Consider the following 21,704-nt stretch of genomic DNA (forward strand, 5'->3'; position numbering starts at 1 on the left):
TCAGCCCTTCGCGGCGGCCGAGAGTTGCTCGGCGGTGGCGTCGAGCAACTCGTTCCAGGCGACCTCGAACTTGCTGACACCCTCGTCCTCGAGCACGACGAACACGTCGGCCAGGTCGACGCCGACCGCCGCGATCTGGTCGAAGACCTCCTGGGACTCGTTCGCCAGTCCGATGATCGATCCCGTGTTGACCCAACCGTGATCGGCGAACGCGTCCATCGTCTTGCCCGGCATGGTGTTGACCGTGTTGGGCGCGACGAGCTCGCTGACGTAGAGGGTGTCGGGATAGTCGGGGTTCTTCACACCGGTCGACGCCCAGAGTGCGCGCTGCGGTCGGGCGCCCTTGGCGAGCAGGTCGGGGAAGCGAGATTCGACTTCGAAGATCTCCTGATAGGCCTGGTAGGCCAGTCGGGCGTTCGCCAGTGCCGCTTTGCCCTTGAGGTCCATGGCCGCCGGCGTGCCGATGGCGTCGAGCCGCTTGTCGATCTCGGTGTCGACCCGCGACACGAAGAACGACGCGACCGAGTGGATCTTCGACAGGTCGTGGCCGGCTTCCGCGGCGGCATCGAGACCGTCGAGGTAGGCGTCCATGACCTCTTTGTAGCGCTCGACCGAGAAGATCAGCGTCACATTGACGCTGATGCCCTCGGCGAGGGTGCGGGTGATCGCAGGCAACCCGGCCTTGGTGGCCGGGATCTTGATCAGCAGATTCGGGCGGTCGACGATCTTCCACAGCTCAATGGCCTGGGCCACCGTGGCGTCGGTGTCGTGGGCCAGCCGCGGATCGACCTCGATCGACACACGGCCGTCGACGCCGTCGGACTCCTCATAGGCAGGTGCCATCACGTCGCAGGCGTTGCGGACATCGTCGGTGGTGACGGTCCGGATAGTGGCGTCGACGTCCGCACCTCGCGCAGCGAGTTCGTTGACCTGGGCGTCATAGCTCGTGCCCTTGGACAACGCGGCCTGGAAGATGGACGGATTCGTGGTCACGCCGACGACGGATTTGGTGGCGATCAGTTCGGCGAGGTCGCCGGAGCCGATCAGGTCACGGGACAGGTCGTCCAGCCATACCGAGACTCCGGCGGCGGACAGTTCGGCGAGCTTCTCGTTCTGGGTCACGATTCTCTCCTCTGACGTTGGTCCTGTTTAGTTGTTGATTGCGCGCTGCGCCGCGTCGACGACCGATTCGGCCGTCAGTCCGAACTCTTTGTAGAGGACCTTGTAGTCGGCGGAGGCGCCGAAGTGCTCCAGCGAGACGATCTCGCCCTTGTCGCCGACGATCCGGTACCACGGCATGGCGATCCCCGCCTCGACCGAGACACGCGGAACCGTCGGGGGCAGCACCGAGTCGCGGTATCCGTCGGGCTGCTCGTCGAACCACTCCACGCACGGCATCGAGACCACCCGGGCGGCGACGCCCTTCTCCTTCAGCGCCTTCTGTGCCTCGACGGCGAGCTGCAGTTCGGAACCGGTACCGATGAGGACCACCTGCGGATCTCCGTCGGAGTCGCTGAGCACATACCCGCCCTTGGCGACCCCATCGGCGCTGGTGCCCTCGAGAGTCGGCACGTTCTGCCGCGTGAGTGCGAGGCCGACCGGGCGGTTGCGCCGGGTCAACAGGTGCTGCCAGGCGTAAGCGGTCTCGTTTGCATCGCCTGGCCGCACGACGTCGAGATGCGGGATGGCCCGCAACGCGGCGAGGTGTTCGACCGGCTGATGGGTGGGACCGTCCTCGCCGAGTCCGATGGAGTCGTGGGTCCAGACATAGATCGGGTCGATCTCCATCAGCGCTGCCAGGCGCACTGCCGGCCGCATGTAGTCGGAGAACTGGAGGAACGTGCCCCCGTAGGCGCGGGTCGGTCCGTGCAGTGCGATGCCGGACAGGATCGATCCCATCGCGTGCTCGCGGATACCGAAATGCAGGGTGCGGCCGTACGGGTTCGCCGACCATTTCTTGGTGCTGATGGAGGTCGGCCCGAAGGATGCGGCGCCGTCCATCGTGGTGTTGTTGCTGCCGGCGAGGTCGGCCGAACCGCCCCAGAGTTCGGGCAGTACCTGCCCGAGCGCGGAGAGCACCTTGCCGGATGCGGCACGGGTGGCCACACCCTTCTCGTCCGGTGACCATGAGGGCAACACGTCGGTCCACCCGTCGGGCAGCTCGTGCGCCTGCAACCGATCGAACAGTGCCTTGGTCTCCGGATTCGCGGTCGCCCAGGAGTCGAAACCGGGTTGCCAATCCGCCTTGGCCGCCGCGCCACGCTCGGCCAGCTTGCGGGTATGCCCGATGACCTCGTCGGAGACCGCGAAGTTCTCGTCCGGGTCGAAGCCGAGGATCTTCTTGGTCGCGGCGACCTCGTCGGCACCGAGGGCGGAGCCGTGCGCCGCACCGGTGTTCATCTTCTCGGGCGCGGGATAGCCGATGATCGTCCGCAGACAGATGATCGACGGCTTGTCGGTCACGGCCTTGGCCGCCTCGATCGCCGCCTCGATGGCCACCACGTCCTCGCCGCCCTCGACGGTCTGGACGTGCCAGCCGTAGGCCTCGTACCGCTTGGCGACGTCCTCGGAGAGGGCGATGTCGGTGTCGTCCTCGATCGAGATCTGGTTCTGGTCGTAGAACACGATCAGATTGCCGAGCTGCTGGGTACCGGCCAGCGACGATGCTTCCGAGGTGACACCTTCTTCGATGTCGCCGTCAGAGGCGATCGTGTAGATGAAGTGATCGAAGGGGCTGGCGCCGGGCGCGGCATCGGGATCGAAGAGCCCGCGCTCGTAGCGTGCGGCCATCGCCATGCCGACCGAGGAGGCGAGTCCCTGACCGAGCGGGCCGGTGGTTATCTCCACGCCCTTGGTGTGGCGGAACTCGGGGTGTCCGGGGGTGAGTGAGCCCCACGTGCGCAACGCCTCGATGTCGCTGAGCTCGAGGCCGAATCCGCCGAGGTAGAGCTGGATGTAGAGCGTCAGGCTCGAGTGCCCGCACGACAGCACGAAGCGGTCGCGACCGACCCAGCCGGTGTCGGTCGGGTCGTGCCGCATCACGCGCTGGAAGAGCGTGTAGGCCAGGGGAGCGAGGCTCATGGCGGTGCCGGGGTGGCCGCTGCCACATTTCTGCACGGCGTCGGCGGCAAGCAGCCGGGCGGTGTCCACCGCGCGAGTGTCCACGTCCGACCAGTCGTCTGGGTATGCGGGCTGGGTCAACGCGCGAATGTCATCTGTGAGCGCCACGGTTGTGCTGTCTCCTGCCTATCGGTGCGAGGGTTATCGCAATCCTTGGTGTGTACAAGCCCACAGCGTGGTGGGCGGTGTGGTCCACGAGGCCGTCGGGGCGTGGTCGCGGCATCGCGCCGGAACGTTCCGACGTGGCCTGCCACGGGTTCGGCAACTTCGGTTCGGCAACTACGACGTCCAGAGTAATCTTTCGCGTCGCGCCGGTGCGCGGCGAGTGACCCATCGCGGTCGGGACGCGATTCTTCGATCACGGAACTCACGGTCTACCATGCTCTGTAGTAGCCCCCATTGTTGGTTTCTACGCTGTCGTGCTCGACGCTGTCGTCTTCGATCTGCCGTGTTCCGACGCTGCCGGGGGCAGACGAGGAGAGGCTGTGAGGATTGGGGACCATGTGAGCGGAGGGCTGTCCGCCGCATCCCGCGGTACCCACGGCACGTCGGATTCACCGTCGTCGCCGAGTCCATCCGAGTCCGTTCCGTCGCGGTTCAAGGCAACGGTGCTCGCCTACGTCGCGCTGACGAAACCCCGAGTGATCGAGCTGCTCCTGGTGGCCACGATCCCGGTGATGTTGCAGGCCGACCGTGGACACGTCGACATCGGGCTGATCGCTGCGACGCTGCTCGGCGGATGGCTGGGTGCGGGCAGCGCGAACACACTGAACATGGTCGCCGACGCCGACATCGACCAGAAGATGAAGCGGACCGCCCGGCGTCCACTCGCTCGCCACGCGGTGTCCACACGCAATGCGTTGATCTTCGGCATCGTCTTGTGGATCGGCTCGTTCGCAGTGCTGTGGTTGGCGGCCAATCTGCTCAGCGCCCTGCTCGTCACGGCGACGATCGCCTTCTATGTGGGCGTCTACACCATGATCCTCAAGCGCCGCACCTGGCAGAACGTGGTGTGGGGCGGAGCGGCCGGATGTATGCCGACGCTCGTCGGCTGGGCCGCCGTCACCGGGTCGATCAGTTGGCAGCCCATCGTGCTGTTCCTGGTGATCTTCTTCTGGACACCCCCGCACACCTGGGCGTTGGCCATGCGATACAAGGAGGACTACCGGGCCGCCGGCGTCCCCATGTTGCCCGTCATCGCCACCGAGGAACGCGTCACGCGGCAGATGCTCCTGTACACCTGGGCCACGGTGCTCAGCTCGCTGGTACTGATCGCCGGCACCAGCTGGATCTACGCTGCGGTCGCGATCCTGTCCGGCGGCTGGTTCGCGAGCCGTGTGCACAAGCTGTACAAGGAGACGCGTGCGGGTGCCGAGGTGACCCCGCTGAAGATCTTCCTCCAGTCCAACGAGTACCTGGCGATCCTGTTCTGCGGTCTCGCCATCGACGCGGTCATCAATCTGCCGTTGATCACCAGCTACTTCTGATTCCGGACGGCACGGAGTGCCCCTTCGTGACGCATCCTCGCAGGCTCGGAGGCTCCTCAGGGAGCGGGGTGGTGACCTCTCTCGCAGGCTGCTCGGGGTCGGGTGGTGACGTTTCTCGCAGGCTGGTCTGGCGCGGGGTGGTGACGTCTCTCGCAGGCTCGGACGTCCTCCGCGGTGGCAGGACTCTGCGAGTGGGGACCGGAGTCCATATCCGGTCCCTGAGGAGGCCCGGAGCGCCAGCGGAGGGCCGTCACGAAGGGCCGAGCCGCGCGCCCCGGGAGTGCGCGTCAGCCCGGGATCAGCACAGTCGCGCCGGTGGTTGCGCGGCTCTCGAGGTCGGTGTGTGCCTCGCGCGCGTCTTCCAGCCGGTAGTGCTGCCCGACCCGAACATCGATGTCGCCGTCGGCGATCGCGGACAGCAGCTCGTCGGCACGCCACCGCAATTCCTCCGGGTCGGCGACGAAGTGCCCGAGTGTCGGACGCGTTACCGTCAGCGAGCCGGCCGGATTGAGGCGTTGCAGGTCAAACGGCGGCACAGGACCCGACGAGGCGCCGAACAGGACGATGATGCCGCGCACGGCCGTCGAGGCCAGCGACTGTTCGAAGGTGTCCGCACCGACACCGTCGTACGCGACCGAGACGCCGCGGCCGTCGGTGAGTCCGCGCACTTCCTCGGCGAGTGCGTCACCGTAGCGCAGGACGTGGTCGGCACCTGCCGCTGCCGACAGCGCCGCCTTCTCATCGTTCGACACCGTGGTGATCACCCGAAGTCCCCGACGTTTGGCGAGCTGGGTCAGGATCAGCCCGACGCCGCCCGCACCGGCATGGATCAGCACCGTCTCACCGGCCTGCGGGTGCGCACTTCCGTCGAGCAGGTAGTGGGCGGTCAGGCCGCGCAACATCGCCGATCCGGCCACGTCGTCTGGAACGGCATCGGGGATCGGCACCGCGCGGCCGGCCGGTACCGCCACCAGTTCCGCATAGCTTCCGGGGGTGTCGACCCAGCACACCCGCTGGCCCACGGTCAGATCGTCGACGTCGGCGCCCACCGAGATCACCTCGCCGGCCCCCTCCGTGCCCGGGACATAGGGCGGGACCGACGGATACAGGCCGCGCCGCAGGTATGTGTCGATGAAGTTCACACCGATCGCCGACGTGCGCACCAAGACCTCACTCGGCGCGGGGATCGGGTCGTCGACGGTGCCGTGCTCGAGGACTTCCGGGCCACCGTGGCGGACCACCTGAATTGCGCGCATGGCACTGTTCTACCCCATGGGCGGGCGTGCACCACGACCCGACCGGGCCGGTATGCTCATGCACCATGAGCGAGCAGCCTGCATCCGAGACCGTCGACCAGACCCCTGCGCCTGTCGAGGTACCGAAAGACGTGGTGACCTCGATCAAAGGATTCATCGGCCGTGAGGGCGGATCGGCGAAGGCGGTGCTACAGCCGATCGGCGCGGCCGGGGTGCGCATCACCCTCGTCGGCGAGAGCGGTGGCATCCTCGGTGACCGTGTCGTCGACGATCTCGCTGTAGCCGAGGCCGTGGTCGATTCGATCGACGGTCTGGAGACGGCCGAATGGGATCGCGACCTGACCTCGACCGCGAACGTGTCCGGGTCGCATTACCGCAAGATGGCCGGCTGGGTCGCCAAGCAGACCCGGTTCCCCAAGGCGCGCAACCGCGCGATCCTCTGACGTCTGAGTCGTACTTCGCTCTCAGCGAGCGTTTCGCTCCGTACGCAGCGAACCCGCGGTTGCCGAGAACTCGAGGTCGTCGTCGGAGGACTCGTCGCCGCTGAACTGCAGGATCAGCCAGGTCGCGGTGATCAGCAGCAACGCGCTGACCGTCATGTGCGCGATCACGAGGGCGATCGGCAGGCCGGTGTTGTACTGGACGATGCCGATGACGCCCTGGATCGCGATCAGCCCGAGGAAGACATTGGCGGTCCGCCGCTCCGGAACTCGCATGACGTGCGTGACGATTGCGATCGCCACCGCCAGACCGACGAGTACGAACACGCCGTCGGCGTGTAGCTGGGTGGCGTTGTCGGGCGCCAATCCGTTGCGCGGCGCATCGGCGTCACCAGCGTGCGGGCCCGAACCGGTCACCACCGTGCCGAGGTAGATCACCGCCCAAGTCACCATGTACTGCAGCCAGGCCAGTCGGCGGCCCAGTGACGTCCACGGGCCCCGGGACGCTGCCGCCGTCGGGTTCGGACGCAGACGGTAGACCAGCACCGTTGCGCCGGACACGAGCGCCATCGACAGCAGGAAGTGCAGTGCGACGACCCATGGGTTGAGCTTGGTCAGCACGGTGATGCCACCGATGACTCCCTGGAACGGGATACCGAGGGCGAGGAGCGTGACCAGCCAACGGTCCCGCCGTGTGGCACGGGCGTAGCGGAATATCGCGGTGAACGCCGCAATCGCGATGATGACGAGGACCCAGGTCAACATACGGTTGCCGAATTCGATGACACCGTGGACTCCGAGCGCTTCATGCGGCACGAAGGAGTCGTCGGTGCATCGCGGCCAGGTCGGGCATCCGAGCCCGGAGCCGGTCAGCCGGACTGCGCCGCCGGTCGCGACGATGCCGACATTGGCTGCGAGCAGCGCGAGTGCCCAGTACCAGACAAAACGTGCGGTCGGCCTACCGAAACCGGGCATCCGGTCGAAGCGGCCGCCTGCGGGTCGTCGGATGTCGTTCCCGCCGTCGATCGGTGCCGCGGACGGCTTCTGAGACGTTGTCATTCGAACCTGAACCACCTCACCGCCAGCGCGGCGGCGACGACCGCCCATGCCAGCAAAACACCGATACCGAAGAAGTCGAACCCGCCGTCGGTCGCCTGGCTCAGCGCCTCGGTCAACGCCCCCGACGGCACACAGCGGGCAATCCAGCCGACTGCCGTCGGTACCCGATCGTCCATCACCACGAGGCTGCCGATGCCGACCATTGCGAACCACAGGAGGTTGGCCAGCGCGAGCACGACCTCGGCCTTTAACGTCCCGCCCAACAGCAGCCCCAGCGCGGAGAACGTGACCGTCCCGATCGCGATGATCACGGCACCGAGCACGATCCCCAGGGGAGACGCGCGCCAGCCGAACGCGAGACCGATGGCCCCGATGATCAGCGCCTGCAGCGCGACGACGATGATCACGGCCATCGATTTGCCCGCGATGATGCCCCAGCGGGGAAGCGGCGTGGCGCCCAAGCGCTTCAATGCGCCATAGCGCCGGTCGAAGCCGACCGCGATCGCTTGTCCGGTGAACGCGGTGGACATCACCGCCACGGTCATGATCGCGGGTACGAAGGTGCCTGCGCGTTCCGCGGTCGACTCACCCAGCCCGGTGTCCACCGGCAGCAGGCACAGTCCGATCAAAAGGGTGATCGGGATGAACATGGTCAGCAGCAACTGTTCGCCGTTGCGCAACAGCAGTGTGAGCTCCATCCGCGCCTGCGCGGTCAGGATCGCCGGCAGCGATGCGGCCTGAGGCCGGGGGGCGAAGGTGCCGGGAGCGAACCGGTTGGCGGGCGCGGTCATGAGCGCAACGCCCGTCCGGTCAGGTCGATGAAGACATCGGAGAGGCTCCGGGTCTCCACGCGGAGGTCGGTGGCGAGCACGTTGATCTTCGCGCACCACGCGGTGACCGTGGCCAACACCTGGGGCGTGACCGGGCCACGGACGAGATAGGAACCGGGGGACGTCTCGGTGCAGCGATAGTCCTCGGGCAACGCCAACAGGAGTAGCGACAGGTCCAATCCGCGGGGAGCCGAGAATCGCAATTCGTTCTCCGCGCCCCGACGCGTGAGGTCGGCGGGGGTGCCGGATGCCACGACCTGCCCGTGATCGATGATGACGACCTGGTCGGCGAGTTCTTCTGCCTCGTCCATCAGGTGAGTGGTCAGCAGCACGGACACGCCGTCGCTGCGCAGCCGATCGATCAGCTCCCACACGAGAATCCGCGCGTGCGCGTCGAGTCCGGCGGTCGGTTCGTCGAGAAACACGAGTTCTGGACGGCTGACGATCGCGCACGCCAGGGAAAGCCGTTGCTGTTGTCCACCGGACAGCCTCCGGAACGGGGTGCGCGCACATTCGGCCAATCCGAGGACGTCGAGCAGCCATACCGGGTCCACGGGATCGGCGGAGTAGGCGGCGCACAGGTGCAGCATCTCCTCGGTGCGGGCGCCCGGATAGGCGCCGCCGCCCTGCAGCATCACGCCGATCCGGCGACGCAGCCGATCGTTGTCGGCGATGGGGTCGAGGCCCAGGACGCGGACGTTGCCTGCATCGGGAGTGAGGAAACCTTCACAGACCTCGACGGTGGTGGTCTTGCCGGCTCCGTTGGGTCCGAGGAGGGCCAGGATCGACCCGGTGGCCAGTTCCAGGTCCAACCCGTCGACCGCGGTGTGTTCTCCGTAGCGCTTGACCAGACCCGCGACAGACAGTGCGGGCGAGGCGCCGCCATCCGTGTTCAGCATGCGGCGATCGCCTGGTCGGGGCGAGTGCGGCGACGGCGATTCTCGCGCATGATCATCTCGTCGATCATCGCCATGGCGCTCTCGGGTCGTCGTGCCGTGCACACTGGCCAGACTATGCTTTCGTCCTCGTCGGCCAAAAATGGCGGCATCGCGACGTACCGACGCAGCTCACCCCGACCGCGAATCTTTTGCCGGCGTCGCGGTCTCACGCCGCCTCCGCCACCATCGGTGGACCGGCAGGTCCTCGAAGAACAACGCCGTCATCACCGCGACCATGATCACGCCGGCCAGAAGTCCTTGCGCGAGAACCACTCCGCTGGTGTTCGAACTCGTCGGCATCACCACGATCGCGATGATCGCCGACACCGCGATGGTGGTCAGCCGGAACCAGGGGCGGGTCGCCCAGGCAGCGAGCGGGATCACTGCCCACAGCAGATACCACGCCTGGACGAACGGGAAGAACACCACGACTGTGGCCATTGACACACCCAGCGCGCCGAGCGGATGTAGTCGTCCGCCGAGCGACGCCAGCATCCAGCGGATGATGAACACGGCCGCGATCAACTCGCCGAGCGGTCGTCCCACCTCGAGGATCGCCTGGGTCTGGTCGCCGAGACCCAACGCGACCCCGATGCGCCCGGTGGTGACCGACAGCAGCGTCGGCATCGACATCCAGGACCGCACCACGTCGCCGGTCGAGAGCGTGCTGGTCCAGCCGAACCCGAGTCCGGTGCCGAAGCAGATCCCGACCATGACGATGATCAGGATGCTCGCGAGCGCGGCCCCGGAGGCCGCCAGCGCGGCGATCGACCGTCGGGACCGCTCCCACCACTGGTTGAACGGGGCGTGGCGCAGCGCCGGCAGCGTGGCGCCCCATCGTTGCGCGAGTGCGATGCCGACGAAGCCGAGCGCCAGCATCGACGTGATCTTGACCATCGCCGACGCCGACAGCACCGCCGTGCCGGCGATCAGGGTCCAGCCGGCCGGGGACGGCCAGATCGAGTCGGGTCTGCGAAGCCGATCGCTGCCGTAGATCGCCCGGAAACAGAGCTCGAGACCGACGAGCATCAAGCCGAGCATGAGGGCCTCGTTGTGGATGCCGCCGACGAGATGCAGGATCACCAGCGGGTTCATCGCCCCGAGCCAGAGCGCGGCGACCGAGGAGACCCCGCAGCGCCGGGCCAACCGGGGCAGGGCCCAGACGATCAGTGCGATCCCGGCCAGCGCCACCAGGCGGTGCAGAAAAATGGCCGCGGTGATGTTGTCGCCGGTGACGGCGGTGATCCCCTTGCCTATCCAGAGGAACAGTGGGCCGTAGGGCGCAGGCGTGTCCCGCCACAGGTTCGGCACCGATCGGGTCAACACATGGTCGACGCCGAGGCCACGTACCGGACTGACCACGTACGGGTCCATGCCGCGGTAGGCGATCGCACTCTGGGCCAGATAGGAATAGATGTCCTTGGACAGCAGGGGCGGCGCCACGATGATCGGGGCGATCCACAGCATGAGGGTGCGGTCGGCCTGCTTGCGGGTCATCCGCCGGTCCGGGCTGCGGCCGTGCCGGACCTCGACGCTGAATCGGCCCACCGCGAATCGGCCGATCAACAGCCAGGCGACGACCAGCATGATGGTGCCGCCGATCGACAGGGTGAGGGCCGTACTCCACATACGTGACGGCAGCGAAAGCACCCGCATGCCGGCGACCGGGTTCTGCAGGACGGGAATCGCGCCGGTACCGAGCGAGCCGATCAGCAGCAGCACCGAGCCCGTCGCACCGAACAGCTTGATGCGCAGCAGGCGCCGATTCTCGGCGTCGTTGAGTGGCCCGACCTCATGCTCGTCGTCGTGCAGGCGGGCGACGGTCTTGCCGTAGTCGCCCCGACGGTCGGTGACATCGCGATCTCTCGTGTCCCGTGCGGGACCGGATCGGCTCAGGCCCAGGTAGTCCACCGTTGCTCGCAGACGATGGCGCAGCGAGCGGGCCCGACCACCCGTCACTGTGGTTACTGGCACGTCGACGACTCTAATGGGGTGGTCGCGCTTCTCCGAAAAATGTCCGACGCCGCGCGGGGACTTCACGCCGGAGCAGAGCGATCAGGGAGCGGGTGAGTGAGCCGGTTAGGGGAACCTTGGTGGACAGTCGGGAAGTAATTACGACACACTTGTGTTGTGAAAACCATGAGGAGCGATACAGCGCTGCCCGCGGGCGCGCCCATCGGCCCCTCCGAGGGGGCCAATTCTGCCGGTCATCATGACGGGCAGACGCGCGCCGCCGTGGTGTCACTACTGGTCGAAGACGGACCCTTGACCGCGACGGAGATCGCAGATCGTCTGGGCATCAGTGCCGCCGGTGTGCGTCGTCATCTCGATGCTCTCACCGAGGTCGGCGATGTGGAGACCTCGTCGTCGGGCTTCGGGCGACGCGGTCGCGGTCGCCCGGCGAAATGGTTCCAGCTCACCGCCACGGGTCGGGGCAAGCTGCGGCATGCCTACGACGATCTCGCCGGTGCCGCGATGCGGAAACTGCGCGATGTCGGCGGCGAGGTCGCGGTCGAGGCGTTCGCGCGTGATCGCGTCGAGGAGATCGTGGCCGATGTGGTGCCTGCCCAGCGATCGGGTTCGGTGACCGACACGGTGCACGACATCGCCGACGCATTGACCAGCGCAGGGTTCTCGGCGAACACCCGTGAGGTGGGCACCGGGATGCAGATCTGCCAGCATCACTGCCCGGTGGCCCACGTCGCCGCCGAGTTCCCGGAACTGTGTGAGGCCGAGACCGCCGTGTTCACCGAACTGCTCGGTACGCACGTGCAGCGATTGGCGACCATCGCCAACGGCGACTGCGTCTGCACCACCCATGTCCCGTTGCATCCACCGCCACAAGGCGCGTCGGGTGGCTCCGGTATCTCCATGACGATTTCCAGCGATGCCCAGCCCGCATCTGCTCATTCGAAGAAGACGAGTCGAAAGGCCTCGCGATGACAGTCACAGATCCAACCGCGACCGACACCGGTACGCCGACCAAGCCCTCGCCGCTGACGCAGGAGGAGACGATCGCGTCGATCGGAAAGTACGGCTACGGCTGGGCTGACTCCGACGTCGCGGGCGCCAGCGCGCAACGCGGTCTGTCCGAGGCGGTCGTCACCGACATCTCGGGCAAGAAGAGCGAGCCCGAGTGGATGCTCGAGCAGCGGCTCAAGGCGCTGCACATCTTCGACCGCAAGCCGATGCCGCACTGGGGTGCCGAACTCGACGGCATCGACTTCGACAACATCAAGTACTTCGTGCGGTCTACCGAGAAGCAGGCTGCCACCTGGGACGACCTGCCCGAGGACATCAAGAACACCTACGACAAGCTCGGCATCCCCGAGGCGGAGAAGCAGCGGCTGGTGTCCGGCGTGGCCGCCCAGTACGAGTCCGAGGTCGTCTACCACCAGATTCGTGAGGATCTGGAGGAGCAGGGCGTCATCTTCCTCGATACCGATACGGCTCTCAAGGAGCACCCGGAGATCTTCCAGGAGTACTTCGGGACCGTCATCCCAGCCGGAGACAACAAGTTCTCGGCGCTGAACACCGCGGTCTGGTCGGGCGGTTCGTTCATCTATGTGCCCCCGGGTGTCCACGTCGACATCCCGTTGCAGGCCTACTTCCGGATCAACACCGAGAACATGGGCCAGTTCGAGCGGACCCTGATCATCGTCGACGAGGGCGCCTACGTGCACTACGTCGAGGGCTGCACCGCGCCGATCTACAAGACCGACTCGCTGCACTCGGCGGTCGTCGAGATCATCGTCAAGAAGGGCGGTCGGTGCCGCTACACGACCATCCAGAACTGGTCGAACAACGTCTACAACCTGGTCACCAAGCGTGCCAAGGCCGAGGCCGGCGCCACCATGGAGTGGATCGACGGCAACATCGGCTCCAAGGTGACGATGAAGTACCCGGCCGTGTGGCTGACCGGCGAGCACGCCAAGGGTGAGGTTCTCTCGGTCGCGTTCGCCGGTGAGGGTCAGCACCAGGACACCGGATCGAAGATGGTGCACCTGGCGCCGAATACGTCGAGCAACATCGTCTCCAAGTCGGTGGCGCGTGGCGGCGGCCGCGCCTCCTACCGCGGCCTGATCAAGATCAACAAGGGTGCGCACGGAAGCCGGTCAACGGTGAAATGTGATGCGCTGCTGGTGGACACGATCTCGCGCAGCGACACCTATCCCTACGTCGACATCCGTGAGGACGACGTGACCATGGGCCACGAGGCCACCGTCTCCAAGGTGAGCGACGACCAGTTGTTCTACCTGATGAGTCGCGGCCTGACCGAGGACGAGGCCATGGCGATGGTCGTCCGCGGATTCGTCGAGCCGATCGCCAAGGAACTCCCGATGGAGTACGCGCTCGAGCTCAATCGCCTCATCGAACTGCAGATGGAAGGAGCCGTCGGCTGATGGCAGACCCCACAATTCCCGTCAGCCCGGCGGTCACACCTGTCAACAAGGGGGAGATGTTCACGTCCTTCGACGTGAATGCGTTCGAGGTGCCCAGCCCTCGTGAAGAGGTGTGGCGCTTCACCCCGTTCCGCCGACTGCGCGGGCTGCACGACGGCTCCGCCCAGCGAAGCGCTGATCCGTCGATCGAGGTCTCCGGCGTCGCCGATGGCGTCACCGCCGAGACCGTCGGTCGTGACGATCCGCGATTGGGAGAGGGTGGCGCACCGTTCGATCGGATCGCGGCGCAGGCCTTCTCCTCGTTCGGCGACGCCACGGTCATCACCGTCGGCCGTGAGGTCGAGCTGTCCGAGCCGGTTGTCATCAAGCTCACCGGCCCCGGTGAGGGTGAGGTCGGCTTCGGGCACATCCAGGTCCGTCTCGAGCGGTTCGCCCGCGCCGTGGTCGTCCTCGACCAGGTCGGCAGCGGCACGTACGCCGAGAACGTCGAGTTCGTGGTTGGCGACAGCGCCGGACTGACGGTTGTGAACGTGCACGATTGGGCCGACGACGCCGTTCACGTCGCCGCCCACCATGTTCGGGTCGGTCGCGACGCCGTGGTTCGCCACTTCGCGATCAGCCTCGGCGGCAACCTGGTCCGGCTCTCGCCCGTCGTGCACTACGACGCACCGGGTGGGGACGTGGAGCTGTGGGGCCTGTACTTCGCCGATGCCGGTCAGCACCTCGAACAGCGCCTGCTCGTGGACCACAGCCAGCCCAACTGCCGCTCGAACGTGGTGTACAAGGGTGCGCTGCAAGGCGACCCGACAGGGGACCGGGCGCGTGAAGCCCACACCGTCTGGATCGGCGACGTCCTGATCCGTCCGGCGGCCGAGGGCACCGACACCTTCGAGCTCAACCGCAACCTGTTGCTGACCGACAATGCCCGCGCCGACTCGGTGCCGAACCTCGAGATCGAGACCGGCGAGATCGTCGGTGCCGGTCACGCCAGCGCGACCGGCCGTTTCGACGACGAGCACCTGTTCTACCTGCAGGCTCGCGGCATCCCCGAAGATCAGGCCCGACGCCTGGTGATCCGCGGATTCTTCCGCGAGGTCATCGCCAAGATCTCGGTGCCGGACCTGCGGGAACGCCTCGAAGCCGCGATCGAGCACGAACTTGAACTAGCCGGCGCCTGACATTTTCCCGGTGGTACCGATGCAACACGGCCGACGCCCCCCGCTGATCGAGTAGGACGCCACACCCGCTGATCGAGTAGTCCGAGGCGCTAGCCGAGGACGTATCGAGATCACACAGCCCAAGAAAGAAACCTAGAGAATGACCACACTGGAAATCCGTGACCTGCACGTCGATGTCGCTCCGAGCGACGCCGACGCCGAACCCATCCACATCCTCAAGGGGGTCGACCTGACGGTGTCGTCGGATCAGACCCACGCGATCATGGGCCCGAACGGCTCCGGCAAGTCGACGTTGTCGTATGCGATCGCCGGGCACCCCAAATACCAGGTGACGCAGGGTTCGATCACGCTCGACGGCGAGAACGTGCTGGACATGTCCGTCGACGAGCGTGCCCGCGCCGGGCTCTTCCTGGCGATGCAGTACCCCGTCGAGGTGCCCGGTGTGTCGATGTCGAACTTCCTGCGCACTGCGGCCACCGCGGTGCGGGGTGAGGCTCCGAAGCTGCGCCATTGGGTCAAGGAGACCAAGGAGGCGATGAGCGCCCTCGAGATCGATCCGTCCTTCGGCGAGCGCAGCGTCAACGAAGGATTCTCCGGTGGCGAGAAGAAGCGCCACGAGATTCTCCAGCTCGACCTGCTCAAGCCGAAGATCGCGATCCTCGACGAGACCGACTCAGGCCTCGACGTCGACGCGCTGCGCGTGGTGAGCGAAGGCGTCAACCGCTACAAGGCGCAGGAGCACGGCGGCATCCTGCTGATCACGCACTACACCCGCATCCTGCGCTACATCCAGCCGGACTTCGTCCACGTGTTCGTCAACGGACAGGTCGTGGAGTCCGGGGGCCCCGAACTCGCCGACGAACTCGAGGAGAACGGCTACGTCCGCTTCACCTCGGCTGCGGCTGCGGGCTGATCTCAGCGAAGGAGGTGTCACAATGACGCTCTCACCCGACGTGGTGTCGAAACCGCTCGACGTGGACCTTCTGCGCGCCGACTTCCCGATCCTGTCGCGGACCGTGCGCGATGACAAGCCGCTGGTGTATCTGGATTCCGGCGCGACGTCGCAGCGTCCCGTGCAGGTACTCGACGCCGAGCGCGCGTTCCTGACCACGCACAACGCGGCGGTTCATCGTGGAGCACACCAGCTCGCCGAGGAAGCTACCGACGCGTACGAGGGGGCGCGCGAGACGATCGCGCGGTTTGTCGGCGCAACGGCCGCGACCATCGCGTTCACCAAGAACGCCACGGAGGCGTTGAACCTGGTCACCCACACGCTGGGTGACGACAGGTCCGGACCGGTGTTGGGCGGCAAACCACTCGGCCCGGGCGACACCGTCGTCATCACCGAACTCGAGCACCACGCAAATCTGGTTCCGTGGCAGGAGCTGTGCCGCCGCACCGGCGCCACGCTGAAGTGGTACGGCGTCACCGCAGACGGCCGGATCGATCTGAATTCGCTGGATCTCGACGACACCGTCAAGGTCCTGTCGTTCACCCATCAGTCCAATGTCACCGGTGCGGTTGCCGACGTTCCCGAACTGGTCTCGCGGGCCCGTGCGGTCGGAGCGCTTGTCGTGCTCGACGCATGCCAGTCCGTGCCGCACATGCCGGTGGACTTCCCGGCACTCGACGTCGATTTCGCGGCGTTCTCCGGCCACAAGATGTTCGGACCGTCCGGCGTCGGGGTGCTCTACGGCAAGGCGGAGCTGCTCGATGCGCTCCCGCCGTTCATCACCGGCGGATCGATGATCGAGACGGTGACCATGGAGGCCTCCACCTACGCGCCGCCGCCTCAGCGATTCGAGGCCGGGGTACCCATGACCTCGCAGGTGGTCGGGCTCGGCGCCGCAGTCGATTATCTGAACGCGATCGGTATGGACGCGATCGCCGCCCACGAGCATCAGCTGACCGAGTATGCGCTCGAGCGTCTCGGTGCGATCGACGGTCTCCGGGTCGTCGGGCCGGCGACAGCCGATCGGCGTGGCGGCGCGGTGTCGTTCCTCATGGACGGAATTCACGCCCACGATCTCGGCCAGATCCTCGACGACGAAGGTGTCGCCATTCGCGTGGGTCACCACTGCGCATGGCCGTTGCACCGCCGGTTCGGCGTGGCCGCAACTGCGCGAGCCTCGTTCGCCGCGTATAACACCCTGTCCGAGATCGACGTGCTCGCGGGTGCGATCGTCCGGGCGCAAGACTTCTTCGGGAGTCGCTGATGCGGATGGAGCAGATGTACCAGGAAGTGATCCTGGACCATTACAAACATCCGCACGGGCGTGGCCTGCGCGAACCGTTCGGCACCGAGGTGCATCACGTGAATCCGACCTGTGGCGACGAGGTGACCCTGCGTGTCGCCTTGTCGACCGACGGCGCGAGGGTCGAGGACATCTCCTACGACGGGCAGGGATGCTCGATCTCGCAGGCATCCACCTCGGTACTGCACGATCAGGTTGTCGGACTGCCGGTCGACGAGGCACTGTCCACGGTTGATGCCTTCAACGCCATGATGACGTCCCGCGGCGCCGACGCCGGCGACGAGGACGCGATCGGCGACGGTATCGCGTTCGCCGGAGTGAGCAAGTATCCCGCTCGGGTGAAGTGCGCCCTGCTGGGATGGATGGCATTCAAGGATGCGTTGGCACAGACGGTGCACAATGGCAATTCTTCAGATACTCAGGAAGCCCAGGAAGCGGAGTCAGCATGAGTGACGAAACCACCACCCCGGAGGCCCCGACCGCCCCGGCGGAGGCCCCGACCACCTCGCTGCCGCAGCTCGAGGACGTCGAAGAGGCGATGCGCGACGTCGTCGACCCGGAGCTCGGCATCAACGTCGTCGACCTCGGTCTGGTCTACGGCATCGAGATCACCGACGACGCGGTCGCGAAGATCGACATGACGCTGACGTCGGCGGCCTGCCCGCTGACCGACGTTATCGAGGACCAGTCGCGCGGAGCGCTGGTGAACAGTGGCCTGTGCACCGACATGGAGATCAATTGGGTCTGGATTCCGCCATGGGGTCCGGACAAGATAACCGACGACGGGCGCGAGCAGTTGCGGGCGCTCGGCTTCACGGTGTAGGCGCACAAGCGCACTCAGCAGGACCGTCTGGAACACGCATGTTTCTCACGGTCTTGTTTTTGTGGACGCGGTGCACTCGAGGCTCAGGCACCCGAGCCGAGCGTGACCGTTGGAAGCGCTGCAGCTCCACTGTTGAGGTGAGCGAGCTTCTCCTCGACGTCATAGGCGCCGACGCCATTTGTGCCGGCGTTCAGGTTCAGCCATTCATCGATCGCGTACACGCGATTCCCGACCTGCACTTCGCGTTGTCCCAGCTGGCGAAGTCTGCGTTCGATCAACGGCCAGATGTGGAGGGGCTGAACCTGTATCCCTTGGTCCATTAGTCGGCGCAATGAGGCATCGCTTGTCAGTTCGATTGCGCCCGTGGTCGATTGCCACACAGATGCGGCGTTTATCGTGACCGACACCCGCCCCGCACGGACGGCCTCATCGAATGCATTCTTCAGTCGGCCCACGCATCCATCACACGGGAGCCGATTCATATCGATCACGATAGGCACGCGTGAACCCTGAGCGAACCGTCCCGCAGCTCGGTCTCGTTCGATGCAGTTGAGTAGTCGAGGTGCGTTGCGCTCGATGTGGATCTCGGCATGCCCTCCACGGTTTGTGTATCCCAGCGCGGGGCCGAAGCGGACGTTGCCGCCGTACGTGATGAAGGCGCTGGTCGTTCCGGTGAACATGCGCATCCGCAGTGCGATCTGCAGTATCTCGGCTGGATTCTGGGACAGATTGATACGTTCTGCTGCACTCGCACTGGCAAACACCGCGGGAGGACGAGTCTTGGTGCCGGGATCGAGACGCAGGCCTTTGAGGCCAAGCGGGTGCAGCTGGTCCCACACGATGCCGAGTGCGGTCCGCGCCTGCGCTGCGTTGGCGAACGTACGCCCTCCGAGCATGTCGCGCGCCTTCGCTTTCACGGCGGTCGGAGTCAGCCGGCCCGGCGCCGCCTCCTCATCGTCCTTTCCGGCCGAGATCTTCCCCTTCACCCACTCCTTCCCGGCCGTCACCTTCCCCTTCACCCATGCCTTACCGGCGGCGACCTTCTCCTTGGCCTTACCACCGATTCCCTTCAGCCCGCGGATGATCGGAGCGGCCAGCTTCAGGCCGGTCGTGATAACGACGTCGAGTGCCTTCGTCACCGGCTTGCGGAGCCGGTCGATGATCGCGCGGATCTTCTGACCGATCCCGCCGAGACCGATCACGTTGGCCAGGAACCCGATCAGGAGGGGCACCATCTGACCGAGTCCATCCTCGATCTTGGCGACGACGCTGCTGATGTTGCCACGCACGATGTCCACGGCGGAGTCGATCACCGTGTTGACGAAGGCCAGGATCCGCTCGGCGTTGTTGACGAAGAACATGATGATGTCGTAGATCAGCTTGCAGGCCTTGATGAATGCCGCAGCAGGGTTGAGCAGACCGATCAGCCAGGTGATGCCCGCAGTGATGACTCGCGTGACCACGAAGTCCTTGACCTGATCGAGGATCATCTCCTTGATGTCGCCGAGCTTGTCCACCAACATCTGCCACAGCCCGCCCACGCCGGTGGTGGCGATGGTCCGGAAGATGTCGACACCCTTCTCGACCGCGGCCATCGCCGGCTCGCCGATCTGCTTGACCAGCCGGTTGCGGATGTTTCGCCACGTCAGCCCGAACAGGGATGCGAGCAGTTTGACGATGCCGGCCAGATCGAATGTGTCGGGCAGTTCCACACCGCCTTCGGCGAGCGCGCCGAACAGCCAGCTCATCAGTCCCTTGCGGAGATGGTCGAGGATGTTGTCCTTGAAGCGCAGGATCCCGCCCTTGACGCCGTCGATCAGGTTGCCCAGGAATCGAATGGGATGCTTGATGATGTCGCCGACCACATGCGCCACCCGGGCGAGAGTGTCCATCAGCATCGAGGCGAGCTTGCGGATGGTGTTGATCACGGCCTTGATGGCGCCGATCGCCTTGTCCACCAGTCCCTTGTTCTCGGCCTGCAGTTCCTCGATGCGTTCATCGAGCCCCTTGCGGGCTTCGACGTACTTCGTCGCCAGTGTGTCGACAACAGCATCCTGCTTGGCGTTGACATCGTCTTCGAGTTGCTCGAATCTGTCGTTGATCTCCTTGGATGCCTCCGCTCCCACCTTGCGCAGGTTGACCGGGAGGCTCTTCACGTACGCGGCGATCTGGTTCTTGCCCATCGCGATCCGCTTCTTGGCCGCGGCCAGGTCGTTGCCGACGATGTCTGCGACGCGGGAGATCACGGTATCCATGTGCTTGAGGTAGAGCTCACGGCCGGATTCGTAGAATCGGTTCACCTTGTCCGGCATACCGACCAATTTGTCCTTCGCCCAACGCAATCCGCCGAGCCAGCCGCTGTAGCGATCCTTCTTGTACGCCGACATCTTGGCCGCGACGTAGGTCTCGAACGTGGTACGTGCCTCGGCCTCGCCCTCCTCGAAAGCCTTCTCCACCTTGGGGTCGATGCCGTCGAGTAGCGCCTTCACATCTGTTTCCGTCGCCGTGAAGATGGCCTGTACGCGTGCGGTGACCTCGGCGCGTTTGGCCTCGTCTTTCGACTTCGTCTTGCCCTTATCGGCGATGAGCCTGCCCAGCGCGGCGGCCTTGGTGCCCTGCATCCCGGCGACGCCGGCCTTCGTCTCGGCCGCCGCCTCCGATCGGGATCCGGCGATGACATCGGCCTCATGGTTGCGATAATCGGCCGGAGCGGTGTCGGCGTGGGCGGCGGCCTGCTTCTTGTCGGCCAGTGCCTGGTGGAATTCGGGCTCATTGGATTCGGCGAGTTGATGCTCGTCCACCTCGGCATCGGCCATCTCCTGGTCAGCCTGGTGCTTGCCGGCTGCGAGGTTGAGTTGCTCGGCCGGCGCCGGCTTGGGTACAGCGCCCGCGGCCGGGATCGCGGGCGCCCGACCCTGCGGTTCGGTTCCCATCGGGGTGACGGGTTTCGGCACCGCCGCCGAGGTGTCCGGAGGTGCGGCGGTGGCGGCCTTGATGTCTTTCGCCTGCCCGTCCTTGCCCTGCGTCACCAGACCCTTGATCTCACCTTTGACTTCTCCGGCCTTGCCGGATTCCGCGTATTTGTCGGCCTCGCTCAACGTCTTCGGTGACTTCGCCTCGATCGCTGTCTTGACTGCGGCGATGAATGCCTTCTTGTCGAAAGTGCCTGCCTGCTGGGCATCCATGGCGTCGACCTTGGCCGCCCTGGCCTGTCCGGTGAGGTCGTCGGTCGGGGCCACCGCGGCGTCCTGGGCCTCTTTGGCCTTCGACGCGGCCGACGGATGGGCGCGCTTCCCGGCTGCGACGGCGCGCACGTTTCCGGTCACCGCCGCGAATGCCGGGTCCTGGTGGGGTGACACGCGCTGCGGAGGCACCGGGGGTCGCAACAGTTGACCGGCGCCGAGAGGTCTCGCGTTCTGTCCGGCCACGGGTCCCGCGGGGGCCGCCGTCGCCGGCTTTCCCGTGCCGCCAGGTCCTGCTCGTCTCGCGGGTTTCGCCGCGGCCAGGCCGAGCGGATTCTTGGACGGTACCGGCTTCTTCGGTGGCACGGCCTTTTTCGGGGCGACCGCGTCGGGCCCGAACCCGGTCATCGTGACTGCCAGGGCCGATGCGGGTGGTTTCGGTCCTTCCAATTCGACCGGGACACCGGCGTCCTTCGCCGCCCTGAGACCCTTCTCCACCGTCTCGATCCCGGGGTCGTCTTTTCTGATCTCTCGTAGCGCAGCATCGATCTCGGTTTTGCCGGGCGCTCTGAACTTGCCGAGCAGCAACGCGTCCACGGCGGAATTCCCTGCGGCGCGCTGAAGCGCCGTCAGCCCGGCCGCACCTGCCGGCAGGCGGGCGGAAGCGACCTGGCGGCGCCCGTCCGCCAGTGCATCGGTCACCGTCCGCGCGGTCCGGGCGGGCTCCGTCATG

The 21,704-nt window shown here is 66.1% G+C and carries 17 protein-coding genes; 9 read left to right on the forward strand and 8 right to left on the reverse strand.

Annotated elements, in window-relative coordinates:
- Complete coding sequence (tal, locus tag AC4AMJ_RS06460; protein ID WP_489895092.1) at window positions 1–1,122, reverse strand: transaldolase; 1,122 nt, start codon at window positions 1,120–1,122, stop codon at window positions 1–3.
- Between the two features lie 27 nt (window positions 1,123–1,149).
- Complete coding sequence (gene tkt, locus AC4AMJ_RS06465; RefSeq protein WP_489917560.1) at window positions 1,150–3,228, reverse strand: transketolase; 2,079 nt, start codon at window positions 3,226–3,228, stop codon at window positions 1,150–1,152.
- Window positions 3,229–3,623: 395 nt separating this feature from the next.
- Between tkt and AC4AMJ_RS06470 the strand changes: the two genes are divergently transcribed.
- Window positions 3,624–4,607 (forward strand): heme o synthase, encoded by a 984-nt coding sequence (locus AC4AMJ_RS06470; protein ID WP_489900870.1) that lies wholly within the window; start codon window positions 3,624–3,626, stop codon window positions 4,605–4,607.
- A gap of 287 nt (window positions 4,608–4,894) precedes the next feature.
- On the opposite strand, the gene AC4AMJ_RS06475 is transcribed toward AC4AMJ_RS06470, so the two are convergent.
- Complete coding sequence (locus tag AC4AMJ_RS06475; protein WP_489895094.1) at window positions 4,895–5,863, reverse strand: quinone oxidoreductase family protein; 969 nt, start codon at window positions 5,861–5,863, stop codon at window positions 4,895–4,897.
- Window positions 5,864–5,928: 65 nt separating this feature from the next.
- On the opposite strand from AC4AMJ_RS06475, the gene AC4AMJ_RS06480 reads away from it, so the two are divergent.
- Window positions 5,929–6,306: a hypothetical protein gene (locus tag AC4AMJ_RS06480; RefSeq protein ID WP_489895095.1), complete on the forward strand. Its 378-nt coding sequence runs from the start codon at window positions 5,929–5,931 to the stop codon at window positions 6,304–6,306.
- A 21-nt stretch (window positions 6,307–6,327) separates the two neighbouring features.
- Here AC4AMJ_RS06480 and AC4AMJ_RS06485 read toward each other — a convergent pair whose 3' ends face one another.
- The 4 genes from AC4AMJ_RS06485 to mptB all read right to left on the reverse strand — a co-directional run bounded on the left by AC4AMJ_RS06485 (window position 6,328) and on the right by mptB (window position 11,104).
- On the reverse strand, window positions 6,328–7,362 hold the full coding sequence (locus AC4AMJ_RS06485) for a COX15/CtaA family protein (RefSeq protein WP_489917561.1): 1,035 nt from the start codon (window positions 7,360–7,362) through the stop codon (window positions 6,328–6,330).
- Window positions 7,359–8,153, reverse strand: coding sequence for an ABC transporter permease (locus tag AC4AMJ_RS06490; protein WP_489895098.1), 795 nt, complete (start codon window positions 8,151–8,153; stop codon window positions 7,359–7,361). Before AC4AMJ_RS06490 ends, AC4AMJ_RS06485 begins: the two co-directional genes overlap by 4 nt.
- A complete protein-coding gene (locus AC4AMJ_RS06495) occupies window positions 8,150–9,091 on the reverse strand; it encodes an ABC transporter ATP-binding protein (RefSeq protein ID WP_489917562.1) in 942 nt (313 codons plus the stop codon). The genes AC4AMJ_RS06490 and AC4AMJ_RS06495 overlap by 4 nt, the downstream gene beginning before the upstream one ends.
- 168 nt (window positions 9,092–9,259) lie before the next feature.
- A complete protein-coding gene (gene mptB / locus AC4AMJ_RS06500) occupies window positions 9,260–11,104 on the reverse strand; it encodes a polyprenol phosphomannose-dependent alpha 1,6 mannosyltransferase MptB (protein WP_489895100.1) in 1,845 nt (614 codons plus the stop codon).
- 165 nt (window positions 11,105–11,269) lie between these two features.
- Between mptB and AC4AMJ_RS06505 the strand changes: the two genes are divergently transcribed.
- The 7 genes from AC4AMJ_RS06505 to AC4AMJ_RS06535 all read left to right on the forward strand — a co-directional run bounded on the left by AC4AMJ_RS06505 (window position 11,270) and on the right by AC4AMJ_RS06535 (window position 17,789).
- Entirely contained in the window at window positions 11,270–12,073 is an 804-nt protein-coding gene (locus AC4AMJ_RS06505) for a helix-turn-helix transcriptional regulator (RefSeq protein ID WP_489895101.1), read from the forward strand.
- Window positions 12,070–13,533 (forward strand): Fe-S cluster assembly protein SufB, encoded by a 1,464-nt coding sequence (gene sufB / locus AC4AMJ_RS06510; protein ID WP_489895102.1) that lies wholly within the window; start codon window positions 12,070–12,072, stop codon window positions 13,531–13,533. Before AC4AMJ_RS06505 ends, sufB begins: the two co-directional genes overlap by 4 nt.
- Window positions 13,533–14,711 carry a Fe-S cluster assembly protein SufD gene (gene sufD, locus AC4AMJ_RS06515; RefSeq protein ID WP_489895104.1) on the forward strand — a complete coding sequence of 393 codons (1,179 nt, stop codon included), beginning with the start codon at window positions 13,533–13,535 and terminating at the stop codon, window positions 14,709–14,711. The genes sufB and sufD overlap by 1 nt, the downstream gene beginning before the upstream one ends.
- A gap of 139 nt (window positions 14,712–14,850) precedes the next feature.
- The gene (sufC, locus tag AC4AMJ_RS06520) at window positions 14,851–15,624 is read left to right on the forward strand and encodes a Fe-S cluster assembly ATPase SufC (RefSeq protein ID WP_489895106.1); all 774 of its coding nucleotides are present in this window, start codon (window positions 14,851–14,853) and stop codon (window positions 15,622–15,624) included.
- Between the two features lie 22 nt (window positions 15,625–15,646).
- Window positions 15,647–16,927, forward strand: a complete 1,281-nt coding sequence (locus tag AC4AMJ_RS06525; RefSeq protein WP_489917563.1) for a cysteine desulfurase — start codon at window positions 15,647–15,649, stop codon at window positions 16,925–16,927.
- Entirely contained in the window at window positions 16,927–17,415 is a 489-nt protein-coding gene (gene sufU, locus AC4AMJ_RS06530; protein WP_489895110.1) for a Fe-S cluster assembly sulfur transfer protein SufU, read from the forward strand. Before AC4AMJ_RS06525 ends, sufU begins: the two co-directional genes overlap by 1 nt.
- Entirely contained in the window at window positions 17,412–17,789 is a 378-nt protein-coding gene (locus tag AC4AMJ_RS06535) for a metal-sulfur cluster assembly factor (protein WP_489895112.1), read from the forward strand. The genes sufU and AC4AMJ_RS06535 overlap by 4 nt, the downstream gene beginning before the upstream one ends.
- An 83-nt stretch (window positions 17,790–17,872) precedes the next feature.
- On the opposite strand, the gene AC4AMJ_RS06540 is transcribed toward AC4AMJ_RS06535, so the two are convergent.
- Window positions 17,873–21,703, reverse strand: coding sequence for a phage tail family protein (locus tag AC4AMJ_RS06540; RefSeq protein WP_489917564.1), 3,831 nt, complete (start codon window positions 21,701–21,703; stop codon window positions 17,873–17,875).
- Between the last annotated feature and the right edge of the window lies 1 nt (window position 21,704).

It is taken from the genome of Gordonia sp. LMA484, from assembly GCF_058129505.1.

What these genes read in the sequence shown, in the direction of transcription:
- AC4AMJ_RS06475 (WP_489895094.1), bottom strand. Translation starts at nt 5,863, where the DNA reads ATGCGCGCAATTCAGGTGGTCCGCCACGGTGGCCCGGAAGTCCTCGAG.
- AC4AMJ_RS06480 (WP_489895095.1), top strand. Translation starts at nt 5,929, where the DNA reads ATGAGCGAGCAGCCTGCATCCGAGACCGTCGACCAGACCCCTGCGCCT.
- AC4AMJ_RS06485 (WP_489917561.1), bottom strand. Translation starts at nt 7,362, where the DNA reads ATGACAACGTCTCAGAAGCCGTCCGCGGCACCGATCGACGGCGGGAAC.
- AC4AMJ_RS06490 (WP_489895098.1), bottom strand. Translation starts at nt 8,153, where the DNA reads ATGACCGCGCCCGCCAACCGGTTCGCTCCCGGCACCTTCGCCCCCCGG.
- AC4AMJ_RS06495 (WP_489917562.1), bottom strand. Translation starts at nt 9,091, where the DNA reads ATGCTGAACACGGATGGCGGCGCCTCGCCCGCACTGTCTGTCGCGGGT.
- AC4AMJ_RS06505 (WP_489895101.1), top strand. Translation starts at nt 11,270, where the DNA reads ATGAGGAGCGATACAGCGCTGCCCGCGGGCGCGCCCATCGGCCCCTCC.
- sufB (WP_489895102.1), top strand. Translation starts at nt 12,070, where the DNA reads ATGACAGTCACAGATCCAACCGCGACCGACACCGGTACGCCGACCAAG.
- sufD (WP_489895104.1), top strand. Translation starts at nt 13,533, where the DNA reads ATGGCAGACCCCACAATTCCCGTCAGCCCGGCGGTCACACCTGTCAAC.
- sufC (WP_489895106.1), top strand. Translation starts at nt 14,851, where the DNA reads ATGACCACACTGGAAATCCGTGACCTGCACGTCGATGTCGCTCCGAGC.
- AC4AMJ_RS06525 (WP_489917563.1), top strand. Translation starts at nt 15,647, where the DNA reads ATGACGCTCTCACCCGACGTGGTGTCGAAACCGCTCGACGTGGACCTT.
- sufU (WP_489895110.1), top strand. Translation starts at nt 16,927, where the DNA reads ATGCGGATGGAGCAGATGTACCAGGAAGTGATCCTGGACCATTACAAA.
- AC4AMJ_RS06535 (WP_489895112.1), top strand. Translation starts at nt 17,412, where the DNA reads ATGAGTGACGAAACCACCACCCCGGAGGCCCCGACCGCCCCGGCGGAG.
- AC4AMJ_RS06540 (WP_489917564.1), bottom strand. Translation starts at nt 21,703, where the DNA reads ATGACGGAGCCCGCCCGGACCGCGCGGACGGTGACCGATGCACTGGCG.